This window comes from Frankia sp. QA3 (genome assembly GCF_000262465.1).
Taxonomy (GTDB): domain Bacteria; phylum Actinomycetota; class Actinomycetes; order Frankiales; family Frankiaceae; genus Frankia.
The window spans coordinates 7,508,443-7,522,175 of record NZ_CM001489.1; the positions used below are offsets into that span (position 1 = coordinate 7,508,443).

13 protein-coding genes, 1 tRNA gene and 1 pseudogene are annotated in these 13,733 nt (G+C 70.4%); 8 read left to right on the forward strand and 7 right to left on the reverse strand.

What is annotated here, in order from left to right:
* Nucleotides 1-26 precede the first annotated feature (26 nt).
* Nucleotides 27-2,807, reverse strand: a complete 2,781-nt coding sequence (gene aceE, locus FRAQA3DRAFT_RS30725) for a pyruvate dehydrogenase (acetyl-transferring), homodimeric type (protein WP_009742956.1) — start codon at nt 2,805-2,807, stop codon at nt 27-29.
* 390 nt (nt 2,808-3,197) lie between these two features.
* Between aceE and FRAQA3DRAFT_RS30730 the strand changes: the two genes are divergently transcribed.
* Both FRAQA3DRAFT_RS30730 and FRAQA3DRAFT_RS30735 read left to right on the forward strand, forming a co-directional pair.
* Nucleotides 3,198-3,602 (forward strand): secondary thiamine-phosphate synthase enzyme YjbQ, encoded by a 405-nt coding sequence (locus FRAQA3DRAFT_RS30730; RefSeq protein WP_009742957.1) that lies wholly within the window; start codon nt 3,198-3,200, stop codon nt 3,600-3,602.
* Nucleotides 3,603-3,846: 244 nt separating this feature from the next.
* The gene (locus tag FRAQA3DRAFT_RS30735; protein WP_009742958.1) at nt 3,847-4,284 is read left to right on the forward strand and encodes a DUF3052 domain-containing protein; all 438 of its coding nucleotides are present in this window, start codon (nt 3,847-3,849) and stop codon (nt 4,282-4,284) included.
* 197 nt (nt 4,285-4,481) lie between these two features.
* On the opposite strand, the gene FRAQA3DRAFT_RS30740 is transcribed toward FRAQA3DRAFT_RS30735, so the two are convergent.
* Complete coding sequence (locus tag FRAQA3DRAFT_RS30740) at nt 4,482-5,138, reverse strand: DUF4234 domain-containing protein (RefSeq protein ID WP_232291830.1); 657 nt, start codon at nt 5,136-5,138, stop codon at nt 4,482-4,484.
* A gap of 617 nt (nt 5,139-5,755) precedes the next feature.
* On the opposite strand from FRAQA3DRAFT_RS30740, the gene FRAQA3DRAFT_RS30745 reads away from it, so the two are divergent.
* Entirely contained in the window at nt 5,756-6,214 is a 459-nt protein-coding gene (locus tag FRAQA3DRAFT_RS30745; RefSeq protein ID WP_009742960.1) for a peroxiredoxin, read from the forward strand.
* Between the two features lie 181 nt (nt 6,215-6,395).
* Nucleotides 6,396-6,467 (forward strand) — tRNA-Val (locus FRAQA3DRAFT_RS30750).
* A gap of 45 nt (nt 6,468-6,512) precedes the next feature.
* Here the strand turns inward: FRAQA3DRAFT_RS30750 and FRAQA3DRAFT_RS30755 are convergent.
* From FRAQA3DRAFT_RS30755 to FRAQA3DRAFT_RS30765, 3 genes are read right to left on the reverse strand one after another with little or no spacing between them, the layout of a single operon-like run.
* Complete coding sequence (locus FRAQA3DRAFT_RS30755) at nt 6,513-6,746, reverse strand: hypothetical protein (protein WP_157467793.1); 234 nt, start codon at nt 6,744-6,746, stop codon at nt 6,513-6,515.
* 25 nt (nt 6,747-6,771) lie between these two features.
* A complete protein-coding gene (locus tag FRAQA3DRAFT_RS30760) occupies nt 6,772-7,071 on the reverse strand; it encodes a helix-turn-helix domain-containing protein (RefSeq protein WP_051054514.1) in 300 nt (99 codons plus the stop codon).
* A 45-nt stretch (nt 7,072-7,116) separates the two neighbouring features.
* Entirely contained in the window at nt 7,117-7,488 is a 372-nt protein-coding gene (locus FRAQA3DRAFT_RS30765) for a hypothetical protein (protein ID WP_009742962.1), read from the reverse strand.
* Nucleotides 7,489-7,682: 194 nt separating this feature from the next.
* Between FRAQA3DRAFT_RS30765 and FRAQA3DRAFT_RS30770 the strand changes: the two genes are divergently transcribed.
* The 4 genes and pseudogenes from FRAQA3DRAFT_RS30770 (at nt 7,683) to FRAQA3DRAFT_RS30785 (ending at nt 11,781) form a co-directional block, all read left to right on the forward strand.
* On the forward strand, nt 7,683-8,912 hold the full coding sequence (locus tag FRAQA3DRAFT_RS30770; protein WP_009742963.1) for a helix-turn-helix transcriptional regulator: 1,230 nt from the start codon (nt 7,683-7,685) through the stop codon (nt 8,910-8,912).
* Nucleotides 8,909-9,475 carry a GNAT family N-acetyltransferase gene (locus FRAQA3DRAFT_RS30775; protein ID WP_009742964.1) on the forward strand — a complete coding sequence of 189 codons (567 nt, stop codon included), beginning with the start codon at nt 8,909-8,911 and terminating at the stop codon, nt 9,473-9,475. Before FRAQA3DRAFT_RS30770 ends, FRAQA3DRAFT_RS30775 begins: the two co-directional genes overlap by 4 nt.
* A 155-nt stretch (nt 9,476-9,630) precedes the next feature.
* Nucleotides 9,631-10,711: pseudogene (locus tag FRAQA3DRAFT_RS30780) on the forward strand (lamin tail domain-containing protein).
* A 182-nt stretch (nt 10,712-10,893) separates the two neighbouring features.
* Nucleotides 10,894-11,781: an alpha/beta hydrolase fold domain-containing protein gene (locus FRAQA3DRAFT_RS30785; RefSeq protein ID WP_009742967.1), complete on the forward strand. Its 888-nt coding sequence runs from the start codon at nt 10,894-10,896 to the stop codon at nt 11,779-11,781.
* An 87-nt stretch (nt 11,782-11,868) separates the two neighbouring features.
* On the opposite strand, the gene FRAQA3DRAFT_RS30790 is transcribed toward FRAQA3DRAFT_RS30785, so the two are convergent.
* Nucleotides 11,869-13,164 (reverse strand): hypothetical protein, encoded by a 1,296-nt coding sequence (locus FRAQA3DRAFT_RS30790; RefSeq protein ID WP_009742968.1) that lies wholly within the window; start codon nt 13,162-13,164, stop codon nt 11,869-11,871.
* A gap of 178 nt (nt 13,165-13,342) precedes the next feature.
* Nucleotides 13,343-13,733 (reverse strand): excalibur calcium-binding domain-containing protein (locus tag FRAQA3DRAFT_RS37915; protein WP_009742969.1); only part of this gene is annotated, 391 nt, incomplete at its 5' end.

The window sequence follows — 13,733 nt, forward strand, 5'->3', positions numbered from 1 at the left end:
CGTCGTGGGTCAGCCGGCGTCGTGGGTCAGCCGGCGTCGGTGCCCCGCACGGCATCGTCGTCGTCGCGCAGGCCGAAGCGGCGGATCGCGTCCTCGACCAGGCTGGCCTTGATCTCACCGGCCCGGACCAGGGACTCCAGGGTGGCGACGACGACCGACTCGGCGTCGACCTTGAAGTGCCGACGCAGGGCCAGCCGGGTGTCGGAACGCCCGTAGCCGTCGGTGCCGAGCGAGGTGAACGCCTGCGGCACCCAGCGGGAGATCTGGTCGGGCACCGCGCGCATCCAGTCGGAGACCGCCACCACGGGGCCGGGGGCGCCGTCGAGGATGCGACTCACGTACGGCACGGCGTCGTCGGCCTCGGGGTTGAGCAGGTTGGCCCGCTCGCAGTCGAGGGCCTCCCGCCGCAACTCGTTCCACGAGGTCACCGACCACACGTCGGCGGCGACGCCGAAGTCGGCGGCGAGGATCTCCTGCGCGGCGAGCGCCCAGTGGATGGACGTGCCGCTGGCCAGCAGCTGTGCCCGCGGACCCGAGCCGCCCTCGGCGCCCGCGCTCGGCAGGCCGCCGACGAGCTCCTCGGCCGGCCGGAACCGGTACATGCCGGCGATGATCTGCGCCGGGTCGAGGCCGGCCGGCTCGGCCGGCTGGGGTACGGGCTCGTTGTAGACGGTGAGGTAGTAGAAGACGTTGTCGTTGCGCTCGCCGTACATCCGGTCCAGGGCGTCGCGGACGATGTGCGAGACCTCGAACGCGAAGGCCGGGTCGTAGGCGACGCAGGCCGGGTTGGTCGAGGCGAGCAGCAGGGAGTGGCCGTCCTGGTGCTGCAGGCCCTCGCCGTTGAGCGTGGTCCGCCCGGCGGTGGCGCCGAGCAGGAAGCCGCGGCCAAGCTGGTCGCCGAGCGCCCACATCTGGTCACCGGTGCGCTGGAACCCGAACATCGAGTAGAAGACGTAGACCGGGATCATGTACTGCGCGTGGGTGGAGTAGGAGGTCGCGGCGGCGATCACCGAACCCATGGAACCGGCCTCGCTGATGCCCTCGTGCAGCATCTGGCCGGACTCGGACTCCTGGTAGGACAGCAGCAGCTCGCGGTCGACGGCCTCGTAGCGCTGCCCGTGCGGCGAGTAGATCTTCGCCGTCGGGAACATCGCGTCCATGCCGAAGGTGCGGGCCTCGTCGGGGATGACGGGCACGAACCGCGCGCCCATCTCCTTGGTCTTCATGAGGTCCTTGAGCAGCCGGACGAACGCCATCGTCGTGGCGACGGGCTGCTTGCCCGAACCCTTGCGCAGCTCGTCGAAGATCTTCGCGGGCGGCTGGGGGAGCGGCTTGGCCCGCACGACGCGGCGCGGCATCGACCCGCCGAGCGCGGCCCGGCGCTCCCGCATGTACTGGATCTCCTCGGAGTCCGGCCCCGGGTGGTAGTAGGGGGGCAGGTCCCCGGTCAGCGCCGAGTCCGGGATCTCCAGGTACAGCCGGTCACGGAACTCCTTGAGTTCCGCCTTGGTCAGCTTCTTCATCTGGTGGGTGGCGTTGCGGGCCTCGAAGTCCTTGCCCAGCGTCCAGCCCTTGATGGTGTGGGCGAGGATGACCGTGGGCTGACCGGTGTGCTCGGTGGCCGCCTTGTAGGCCGCGTAGAGCTTGCGGTAGTCGTGCCCGCCGCGGGAGAGCTTGCGCAGGTCGTCGTCGGCGAGGTCGGCGACCATCCGGCGCAGCCGGGCGTCCGCGCCGAAGAAGTGCTCGCGGATGTACTCGCCGGACGACGTCGTGTAGGTCTGGAACTGCCCGTCCGGGGTGGTGTTCATCCGGTGGACGAGGACGCCGTCGGTGTCCTTGGCCAGCAGCGGGTCCCAGTCGCGACCCCAGACGACCTTGACCACGTTCCAGCCGGCGCCGCGGAACAGCGACTCCAGCTCCTGCATGATCTTGCCATTGCCGCGGACCGGGCCGTCGAGGCGCTGCAGGTTGCAGTTCACCACGAAGATCAGGTTGTCGAGCTCCTCGCGGGCGGCGACGCCGAGCGCCCCGATCGACTCCGGCTCGTCCATCTCGCCGTCACCGAGGAACGCCCACACCCGGCTGTTCGAGGTGTCCTTGATCTGGCGGTTGAGCAGGTAACGGTTGAACCGCGCCTGATAAATGGCGTCGATCGGGCCGAGGCCCATCGACACGGTGGGGAACTCCCAGAAGTCGGGCATGAGCCGCGGGTGCGGGTAGGACGACAGCCCGCCCGACTCGCCCTCCCGGCGGAAGGCGTCGAGCTGGGACTCCGTCAGCCGGCCCTCCAGGAACGCGCGGGCGTAGATGCCCGGCGACGCGTGCCCCTGGATGAAGATCTGGTCACCCGAGTCGCTTCCCGGTGAGGAGCTCAGATGGTCCTTGCCGCGGAAGAAATGGTTGAATCCGACCTCGTACAGGCTCGCGCTCGACGCGTACGTGGCGATGTGGCCGCCGACGTTGAACTCGGGCCGGTTCGCGCGGCTGACCATAATGGCCGCGTTCCACCGGATATACGCCCGGATGCGGCGTTCGACGTGTTCGTCCCCGGGGAACCAGGGCTCGCGCTCCGGCGGAATCGTGTTGATGTAGTCCGTGCTGGTCAGGCCGGGAACCCCGACCGCCTTCTCACGGGCTCGTTCGAGGAGCTTCAGCATGAGGAAGCGGGCCCGGCCGCGGCCGGACTCCTCGATGACCGCGTCGAGTGACTCCAGCCACTCGTTGGTTTCCGAGGGGTCGATGTCCGGCAGCTGACTCGGCAGCCCGTCGGTGATGACCGAGAACTTCCGGGTTGTGTCCTGCGCCACGCCTTCTCCTGCTCCTCAAGCTTCCGGGGCCGTCGGTGCCGCCCGAGAAGATCCTCCTCGTGCGTCCGCCGGCCCATGTGTCACTTCACGTGCACGCCGGATGCGGGAACCCGCATGATCGATGCATCGCCGCGTCCTGGCCGCTCGTCACCTTCTCCTGGCGGCGTGCCGCTGCGGGTGGTCGGCCGACTCCCATCGGCCGAGGGCGGGACCCGGTGAGCGAACGCGCCTTGGTCCCATCGTGCTCCGTCCGGGCGACCTCGTCACGCATGCCTTGGTTACTTTCGAGTAGAGAATCGGGCGACACGCGTGGCGTTGTTGACATGTCGTCGGCGGTGTCGGCGGTGAAGGGCCCCCGCCTGGTAGACAATCAGCCTGATGGACACCCGGATGAAGACCACGACGCTGTCCGTGCACACCGGCCGCCAGGAGCGTGTGGTCGACCTCACCCCCGATGCGGTGCGATTCGTCACTGATTCCGGTGATGGCCTGCTGTCGGTGTTCGTGCCGCATGCCACCGCCGGGCTGGCCATCCTCGAGCTGGGCTCCGGCAGCGACCCCGACCTGCTCGCGGCGCTCACCGATCTGCTGCCCGCCGACGATCGATGGCGCCACGCGCACGGCTCGCCCGGCCACGGCCGTTCCCACGTCATGCCGGCGTTCATCCCGCCGACGCTCACCGTCCCGGTGCTCGACGGGCGGCTCGCGCTCGGCACCTGGCAGTCGATCGCCCTGGTCGATCTCAACGTGGACAATCCCGATCGAACGGTCCGGCTGTCGTTCCTGGCGGGCTGATCGGGCGTCCGGCGGCGGGATGATCGAGGCCGGTTGTGGGTACCGGCGGAGAGTCGCCGCACGTCGACCACGCCGTCATCGGTCCACAACCGACGGCGTGGCACTTGCGCAGCCACCGGGACGTCCGGTGGACTAGGTCGAGACGCACTGGGTGATGGACCCCATCGCGCCGGTGCGTCCAGCCGGAACGGGACGTCTCCGCGGCACTCGCGGAGCGTCAACACACGAGCAGGAGGTAGCGCAGGTGAGTCCGACCGCGGCGAACGCCGAGGGTCAACGCCGGGCGGAGCGGCTGGGAGTCTCCGCCGGGACCCAGGTGCAGTCGCTCAACGAGGACGATGACATTGCCCAGGATCTGCTGGACGCGGTGACCAGCGCCAGCGGTACCGAGCTAGTCCCCGAGGACTCCGACGACGTCGTCGACATCGTCCTGCTGTGGTGGCGGGAGGACGACGGGGATCTGGCCAACGCGCTCATCGACGCGCGCCGGCAGCTGTCCGACGAGGGTGTGATCTGGTTGCTCACGCCCAAGGCCGGACGGGATGGTCATGTCGCGCCGAGCGATGTGCTGGACGCGGTGCCCACCGCGGGTCTGGTCCAGACCAGCACGCTGAGCGTCGCGCAGGAGTGGTCCGGCCAGCGGTTGGCCGCGCCGAAGTCGCAGCGCGTGCGGCACCGCTGAGGCCGGCGCGAGGGCGTCCGGCGGCACGCGAGCCGGGGCGCTGTCGAGTCATGCCCGCGTCCGGGTCGGGTCGGGACCTCAACCGACCCGCGCGCGGCCCCCACCGGCCCGTGGCGGGAACCCGACCGGCCCGTGCGGGGCCGCCGTCGCCCCATGCGCGGGCTCATCGGTACAGCGGGCTCATCGGTACAGCGGGCTCATCGGTACAGCGGCACCTGCTGGCCCTCGACGGCGCCGGGGTAGCGGTCCCAGAGCCGGTTGAGCTCGATCTGGAGAAACAGTGGCCCGAAGCCGATCAGGAACAGTACGAACGCGAGCACCGGGTTCGTCTCCGGCACCCCGGCGGCGTGCTGGGCCGTGCGCGTGCGGGTGGCCAGCCGCCAGGCGGCGACGAAGGGCGGCACTAGGACCAGCCAGCCGATGAGGAACGCCAGCAGGGACAGGGCCGGGTTGACCTGAATACGCCGGTCGTACTCGCCCAGCTCCCGGTTCGTCTTGTAAACCCACACAAAGTAGTAGACCCCAAGGGTGATCAGGGGCAGGCCCAGCCAGACGGCGAAGGGGTTGCGGTGCTTGCCGAGCACCCCCGCCCCGCCGAAGGAGTCGGGCATGCCGGGCGGCCCGCCCGGGCCGGGCGAGCCGTAGTCGGGGGTCGCGGGGTAGCCTTGTTCGGGCTCGGGGCCCGGCAGCGATTCGCGGAAGGCGTAGATCGGGAAGCCGCCGGTCGAGGTGCCCGGCCCGTCGATCGGGTGGGGTTCCTGCGCGGGGTGGCCCTGCGATGCGGGGTAACCGTGCGATGCGGGGTAACCGTGCGGTTCGGGGTAACCGTGCGGGGTCGCACTCTGATTGGTCAAGGTGGTCCTGCCCTCATCGGTGTCCATGCCTGTGGCGCACGCGGAGCACGCACCGTGTTACGCGCATGTCTGGTCGATGGCTCCCGTGTCGATCGGCCAGACTAGGCCAGTCTGGCGTAGGAAACTCGAACACTCGCCGCATCAGTGCTCCGGGAGCGTAAAAGATACCTTCCGTCGGGATCGGATCTGGATGATCCTTCGTCTCGGCAGCAGTCGAGCGACGGGTCGGTACAGGTGACCACAGCGGCCGGGCCGGGGGGGATTCCCGGCCCGGCCGGGTCGACCATCGACCTTCCTTGCAGGTCGCGGCCCACGACCGGGCGGCCGGTGGGACGGGCGGGCGGCTTCCGGGCGACCGTGTGGGCCAATCCGCGGGTGGTCGGCCGGTTTCTTCGGGGCCGGAACTGGCATGCTGGCTCAGGGACGGCGGACCGATCGGCGGGGGCGCCCGGACCGGTGGGTGCCGTCGCCGGGTCCGCTCCGGTTCCCGCCCACTGTCGCGATCATTCGACGCCCGGCGATCCTCCGGATCGGCCCGTGCACCGTCCCGATCGGTGCTCCGTCATTGTGATCAGCGTCATTGTGATCAGCCCCATCGTCGTGGAGAGGAAGCGCCCGTGACCGTCGAGGTCGGCTCCGTCGCCCCGGACTTCTCGCTCAAGGACCAGAACAACGAGACCATCACCCTGTCGGAGTTCCGCGGCAAGCGGAACGTCGTCCTGCTGTTCTACCCGCTGACCTTCACCGGCGTCTGCCAGGGCGAGCTGTGCTCGGTCCGGGACGACCTCGGCTCGTTCCAGAACGACAACGTCCAGGTGCTCGCCGTCTCCGTCGACTCGCCGTTCGCCCACAAGGTCTGGGCCGAGCAGCAGGGCTACGAGTTCCCGCTGCTCGCCGACTTCTGGCCGCACGGCGAGGTCGCGAAGGCCTACGGCATCTTCAACGAGGAGCGGGGCATCTCCGTGCGCGGCACCTTCGTGATCGACAAGGAGGGCGTCGTGCGCTGGAAGGTCGTCAACAACATCCCCGACGCGCGGGACCAGGCCGAGTACCTCAAGGCCCTCGCCGCCCTCTAGGATCGACCTACGGGAGCCGGCCCGCGTACCTGGGTAGTCGTGGGGCCGGCTCCCGCTGTCGACGGCCCTCGGTCGGTCGCGGCGCCCTCTCCGACGGTCAACATCGACGATCGGGCGCCCGATCATTCCACGGGCCGTCGCCGTATGCGTAGTCTTAGTGAGCTTCGTTCTCACGTCTCCCGGGCGCGTAGCTCAGCGGGAGAGCGCTCGCCTTACAAGCGAGTGGTCGCAGGTTCGATCCCTGCCGCGCCCACGGGCTGCCCTCGCCTGCTCGCTGATCTTCGATCGGCTTCGCTGGTCACCGCGATGCCTGGTGGTGCAGCTCGGGCAGGTTGTCGGTGTCGACGGCGGTGATCCAGGTGTCGAGCCGATCGTTGAGGCAGGGCTCCCACCGTGTGAGCAGCGAACCGTGCCTGTCGCGGGCCTTGGCCAGGACGTCCTCGACGCTGGCGGCCCGGTGGTACGTGCGGACGGTCTCCTTCGCCAGTCCCAGCTCCCACATGATCGGCCAGGCAGGCGAGGTGCCGGGCAACGGTCGCTTCGACGTGCCCGGCGAGTTAGGCGATCTGGCGGAGATCGTTGCCGTAGCCGAAGACGATCCGCAGCCGGGCGTCCAACGCTCGGGCGTACCGGCTCAGCGTCGCTACCTCGTCGACCTCAAGGTCGCCGTTCTCGATCTGGCTCATCCGCCCCGGGGAGACGCCCATCAGCTCGGCCACCTGGCGCTGGGTCAACCCGAGCCGTTTGCGCTCCTCGGCGAGGTGGAAGGCGCTGACCCAGGCCTCGGTACGCGCCCACTCGAAAGCCAGCCATCCGTCGTATGCGGTTTGCGCAGCCGGGATCGCGAGCGTAGCCACTCCCGGACCGCGGACGTGGACGGCTTCCACCAGGAGAGATAGACGTCAGTCGGTGAGGTGGTTGATCGCGCCGGTGCGGACGGCGGCGCAGATCTGACGCCAGACGGGGGCCGGGATCTTGATGTGGTGACTGCCGAGGTAGCCGTAGCGAAGGTGGACGTGCCCGTCCCACTCGGCGGCGAGGCCGCCGGCGGCGGGGGTCCAGGGGGTCCAGGCGGCGGTCAGCCGGCGGAACGCCCCCCGGTCGCCGGCACAGATCTCCGCCCGCAGGGCGAACCAGACCGCCCCGGGGATCCGGAGGTCCGGGGCGGGGCCGGCGGTGTAGCTGATGGCGACGGTCTCGTCGTCGCGGGCGAACGCGACGTCGGGGGCGACGGCGGGCCGGTGCCAGGTGAGCTGGTCCGGGGGGCTGGCCATGGTCGCTCCTGCGGGGTGGGGGGGTCGGCGACCCGCCGGCGCGGGATGATCCGGGTTCCTTGCCGACAAGTGGCAGTCTGTGAACGTGACCGGGTGACTGCCAGACGTGCGCGCGATTCGTGCCGTGTCGTGCCGTGCTGTGCGCCGCTGTGCCGCGGGTCCGGCGTCAGGTGAACGGGGAGGAACGGCGACGGGTGGACGAGGACGAGACCGGCGCGGCGGCGCTGGGCCGGCGGATCCGGACGCGCCGCGGCCGGATGAGCCAGGACACCCTGAGCCGGCGGATCGGGTTCCACCGGACCCGGATTTCCAAGGCCGAGAACGGGGACCTACCGTCGGCCGACCTGTGCGCGGCACTTGACGACTACTGGCAGACCGGCGGGGAGCTCGTCGCGTGGCAGGCACGGCTCGAGGCGGCGCCAGACGGCGACGGGGAGGCCGGGACGGACCGCAGGCAGGTCTTCGAGTTCTCCGCGGCCGGGCTGATCGCGGCGGACACCTACCGGCGGCGAACGCGCCTCAACCCCGACGCGCTCACCCTGGCCGAACTCGGCGACGCGGTCGACGGCCATGCGGCGGTGTTCACGACCACGCCGCACGCGATCCTCGCCCCGCGGGTGTACCGCACGTGGCAGTCCGCCGAGCGGCTCCTCGACGCGGGCGCCAAGACCAGGGCGCAGGCGAAGCTCACCCAGATAGCCGGCTACTCGGCGTACATGTTGTCGCGGCTGGCGTTCAATCTCGGCGATCAGGCCGCCTCACGGCGGTTCGTCACCCAGGCCGGTGACCACGCCGACCAGATCGACGACCCGGTCCTGGCCGCCTCCATGGCGGCGATGTCCTCCACCCTGGCGTTCTACGGAAACCAGTACGCCGAAGCCGCCGAGATCGCCCGCCGGGCGCCCGATCATCCCTACACCCGGGCCAGGCTCGCCGCCTACGAGGCGCGGGCGCTGGCCGCCCTCGGCGATCCGATCGGCACCCGCGAGGCGCTGGACCGGATGCGACGCGCCGTGATCGACGTACCGGCCCGGCCGGGAAGCTCGCCGTTCGGGCCGGCGACGGCCGAGTCATTCACCGCCGGCGTCCTTGCCCGTCTCGGCGCGGGCGACGAGGCGGAACCGACCGCCCGCGCCGCCGTCGACGCCTTCGACCGGGGACGGGCCGTCGGCTTCGAGGATCACGGCCACGCCGTCATGGTCCTCGCGACCACCCTCGTGCGCCGCGAACGTCCCGAGGCGGTCGAGGCGGCCCGGCTCGGGATGCGTGCTCTGGCGATCCTGGCCGCGAGCCCGACCCACACGCTGATCAGCCGCGCGGGACGGCTCGCAACCGATCTCGCCGGGCATGGTTCCCTCCCGGAGGTCGTCGACTTCCGGGAACGGCTCACCGCCGTTTCCCGTCCCGCTTTGATGGACAGATGACCCTTGACATAGCCGAGTCGCTCCCTGCGGTCATGGTGCCGACCGTGCGCACCGAGCGGCTCGTCCTGCGCGGCTGGACCGCCGGCGACATCCCCGCCTACACGCGGATGGCGTTGAACCCGCAGATGAGCCGCTACACCAACTCGCCGTCGAGCGAGGCCGCGGTCTGGAACATGTTCGCGCTTCAGATCGGGCACTGGGCCCTCAACGGCTTCGGCATGTGGCTCGCGCACGACCGGGCGACCGGGGAGTTCGTGGGACGCGCCGGCCTTTACCGGGAGTACGGCTGGCCCGGCCTGGAGGCCGCCTGGACCATCTGCCCGCAGCGGTGGGGCGAGGGATTCGCGACCGAAGGTGGTGCCGCCGCGATCGAGTACGCCTTCGCCAGTCTCGACGCCGACCGGATCATCTCGATCATCCACCCGGAGAACGCCGCGTCCATCCGGGTCGCGGTCAAGCTCGGCATGACGTTCGCGGAAGCCACCGAACGCAACGGCCAGCCGCGGCACATCTACGCGATCAGCCGCCCCGAGTGGAGGCCGTGCAGCACCGGATCCCGGTGAACTGTCCGTATGTGTACGCCTGAACTATGTGGTCATCCGTGCTGTCCGTGCTGTTGGTTGCGTGTTCAACTTCCGGTCGTCGGTGTGCAGGAGGCTCCGCGAGGAGTGCGCGTTCGCCCCCGCCTGTCTGTGACCCTGCACAAGGAGCACCTGCATTGCATAGATATTCGCGTGGAAAAGTACGCCTCGCTGTCGCCGCGGCTCTGGCCGTCGTCGCTCTCGGCCTGTTCGGTATGCCGGCGGTGGCGCAGGGGCCGGCGGACGTGCGCATCAACGAGGTCGAGTCGAGTGGTGGGACGCCCGGCGACTGGGTGGAGCTGACGAACATCGGTTCGGCGGCTGTGGACGTCTCCGGCTGGGTTGTCAAGGACAATGACAACTCGCATGTGTTCACGGTGGCGTCCGGTACGTCGCTGACGGCCGGGGGCCATCTGGTTCTCGATGTCGATCCGGTGTTCGGTCTGGGTAGTTCCGATTCGGTGCGGCTGTATCAGCCGGGTGGTACGACACTGGTGGATTCGTAACTACGCCGGCGGGACCGGCGATCCCGACGCGGAGGGCGTGGTCACCACCCCTGACGGCGTGGTCGTCGCCACGGAACGCGACAACAGCAACAGCGGTGTCAGCCTGCTGAAGGTCCTCCGGTACGACGTCTCCTCCACGGCCACCTCGCTCAACGCGACGGCGGAGTGGAACCTCACCTCAGACCTGCCTGCCGTGGCGGCCAACAGCGGACTCGAGGCCGTCTCGTGGATTCCCGACACGTACCTCACCGCACACGGCTTCCATGACGAGCACACCAACACCGCGTACGACCCGGGCGCCTACCCCGGCCACGGCAGCGGCCTGTACTTCGTCGGTCTTGAAGCCAACGGCACCATCTACGCCTACGCGCTCAACCAGAGCGGCGGCGGGTACACCCGGATCGCCACCGCCCCGAGCGGCTTTGCCGGGGTCATGGACCTCGAGTACGAGCCCTCGGCCGGCCACCTGTGGGCAGCCTGCGACGACACCTGCCAGGGCCGCACCGCGACGCTCGACCTCAACGCCTCCGGCCGGCTTGCCGTCACCGCCGTTTACGCCCGCCCCACCGGGATGGCCAACTACAACAACGAGGGATTCGCCATCGCACCGCAGGAGACCTGCTCAGCCGGGCACAAGCCGGTCGTCTGGTCCGATGACGGCAACGACTCCGGCCATGCGCTGCGCAGCGGCACACTGACCTGCACAAGCTGACGTCACGGCTGGGGCGGGCGGTACCGTAAGGCCCGCCCGCCCCACCACTCCCGTTTGCGGCGGTCCGGTGAGCGGACGGCGGCAGGGGCCTGGCTGCGGACCGACGTCGATTCGTCCGGATCTCGATTCCCGCGCACGCTTCCCACCCTTGACCGGTCTACCGCAGATCCGGGTAGGGGGTGGTGTTAAATTTCGTCGTGACTTACGGCCTTGTTCCCGATGCCGAACGGCACGGCGATCGAATCATGTATCGCGATGCGGTGTACGCTCGCATCCCAGGTTTTCGGCTCTTGATGCTCGACCTGGTCGTGCCGACTGCGCCGGACCCGGTGCCAGTGGTGCTCTACCTGCACGGTGGCGGTTTCTCGGTTGGAACGCACAAGACATCCTGGGATGTCCTGGGCCGTCAGGTCACCGAGGTGATGGTCGCCCGGGGCATCGCTGTGGCCAGTGTGGGATACCGGCTCAGTGGCGAGATGCGTTTTCCCGGCCCGCTTCACGATGTCAAAGCCGCAGTTCGGTGGCTGAAACACCACGGCGCCCACCTGGGAGTCGACCCGACGCGAGTCGGCGCGTGGGGAGGATCTGCCGGCGGCTATCTCACCGCGATGCTGGCCGTCACCGCCCAGCACGCCGAGCTGGAGGGAGATGTCGGCGTCACTCCGGGCGACAGCAGCATCAAGGCGGGGGTCAGCTGGTACGGGCCAGCGAATCTGGCCGCCCAGCCCCGGCTGGGCCCGCCCACGATGGGCAACACCGATCCTGCGTGCTCGCCGGAGGCGCGACTGCTCGGCGCCGCCGTCGACACGGTGCCCGCGCTCGCCGCTCACGCCAGCCCGATCACCCACGCGACGCCCGACTCCGCACCCCTACTGCTGGTGCACGGCACCCTCGACGATGGTGTACCCCTTGCCCAGAGCGAAGACCTCCTCGCCGCCTATAGACGGGTGAACGCGTCGATCAAACTGATCCGCGTTCCGGACGCTGGCCACGGCTTCAAGGACATCGACGCCGCGCCATTGCTGAGAGTCAGTGCCGAATTCCTTGCCGAAGAGCTCACCGGTACCTGAATCACGGCGCCGCGTCACTTACGCGACTCGGCGTGCACCCGGCGCGAGACGGTTGCTACTGCCACGCCACTCGCGGCTGCCCGGAGTTCACCGTGCGGGGGAGTGTGCTCGTTCCGCGGCGAGCAGGCGGGCCGCCTCGACAGTGGACGCGGCGCGCACGGTGATCCCGCTGGCACTGGTCAGGAGCACGGTGACGATGGCGCTGACGAACACGCGGCCGCTGAGCGCATCGCGGGTAACGGTGGTGAAGCCGGTGCGCAGGGCACCCGTGCGGACCGTGTCGAGTTCCCCGGGGTCGAGCCACAGCCAGGCCCGCAGCGCCATGCCCGGTGACGCCCGGTCGGGGCTGGCGGCGAAATCGGCGTGTTGCAGGGTCCGGCGAGGTTCCGTCGGCGTCGCCAGGGCGTCGAGGACGGCGACGTCGTCGCGCCGACGCGTGATGAGCTCTCGGCGCTGGTCTTCCGGCCAGGTGAGGAAGTCGGGCGGCGGCGGCTCGGGATGGCGAGCCAGCTCCGGGTGCGTTTCGAGGAGTTCCTCGGGCGGGCCGGGGAGAATGTTGTAGATCACCCCCGGAATGCGCCGGCGGTCCTCGGGATCGCCCGACCTGACGGTGACCGTGGGGGGTGCCGCTGACCGCGTGGGAGCGGGCAGACCGATGATCCGCGCGAACTCCTCGGGCGTCACCTGGGAGAGGTCCCGGAACCCGGGGTCGGTGGAGCGGGGTTGATCGTGGGCCGTGCGCGGCGGGCGCGCCACCCGGGCCGTCCTCCGGTCCGTGCCGGCGTCCGGGCGGCGCATGGACGGCCAGTCCGCGGCGGCACTCGGCTCGTAGCCGCCCTGCCCGCCCTCGTCATCCCCGCCCGCGGGCCCGGCCACTCCACCGGCCGGGCGCAGGTACTCCCAGGCGTTGAACACGTCCTCGAGCGGCCAGGTCTGCACGAGATACGTCTCCACGCCGCGCGCGTCGGAGAACTGCGGCAGGGTGCTCGCGGCCGCTCCGCCGGCGCGCCGGAGGCGAACCCCGTAGCGAAACAGGGGCGGGCCGACGGGCAGGCCGCGTACCAGAGTTCCGTTGAGTGTCACGAGGTGGGCGATTCCGGTCGGCGACACCAGCCGGAGATCTTCGGTGTAATCCCACGCGGGGATCCCGTCGGGCGGGGCGGGCGGCGCGGGTTCGGCGTCCCATGCCTCCAGGCGGACGGCCGGCAGGTGTTGGGACGCGGCGCTGCGCACGTGTACCTGGGTGTGCCGGGCCAGGACGGTCTCGGGGAGCATCGGTTCGTCGTGGTCCCCGAGGCCGTCGGGGTCGCCGAGGCCGACCAGGTGGAAGACGGCGTACTCCACCGGGACGTGGGTATCGAGGGCGCGGATCAGGTTCGCCATGGGCAGATCGGCTTCCTCTGTGTCGGGCCGAGTCCGAATCCGTCACATGGTCCTACAGAGCCGGGCCGACATCGCACAAGACTCCGGCGGCCCCCAGGCGTCGGCTGGGCAGGTGGCGACGACGTTCTCGCCACCTGCCGTAGACGCCGTCAGGATTGAGCGCGGGCGCCACCGAAGGTCATTCGCAGGCGATTCCGTCGTTGTCGCGGTCGAGACGCGCGGCGTAGCCGGGGTCGCCGCGGTGGAGGGGAGCCACGCCGGCCGCGCGGGCCGCGGCGCAGTTCGCGTAGCTGCCAGCGGGGGCGGGGGCTGGCTGGTTGCCGGCCGGGGGGTTCGCCGCCGGCTGGTTTCCCGCGGGCGGGTTCGCGGGCTGGTTGGCCCCTGGCTGGTTCGCGGCGGGCGGGTTCGCTGCCGGCTGGTTCCCGGCGGGCGGGTTGGCCGCGGGTGGGTTCCCGGCGGGCGGGTTGGCTGCCGGGGGATGTGCGGCCGGCTGGCGGGTGGGCGCCGGCGAGCCGGCCGGGAGGGGGCCGCGGCGGGGTGAGTGGCTGCGGCGGTGACGGCCGGTGCAC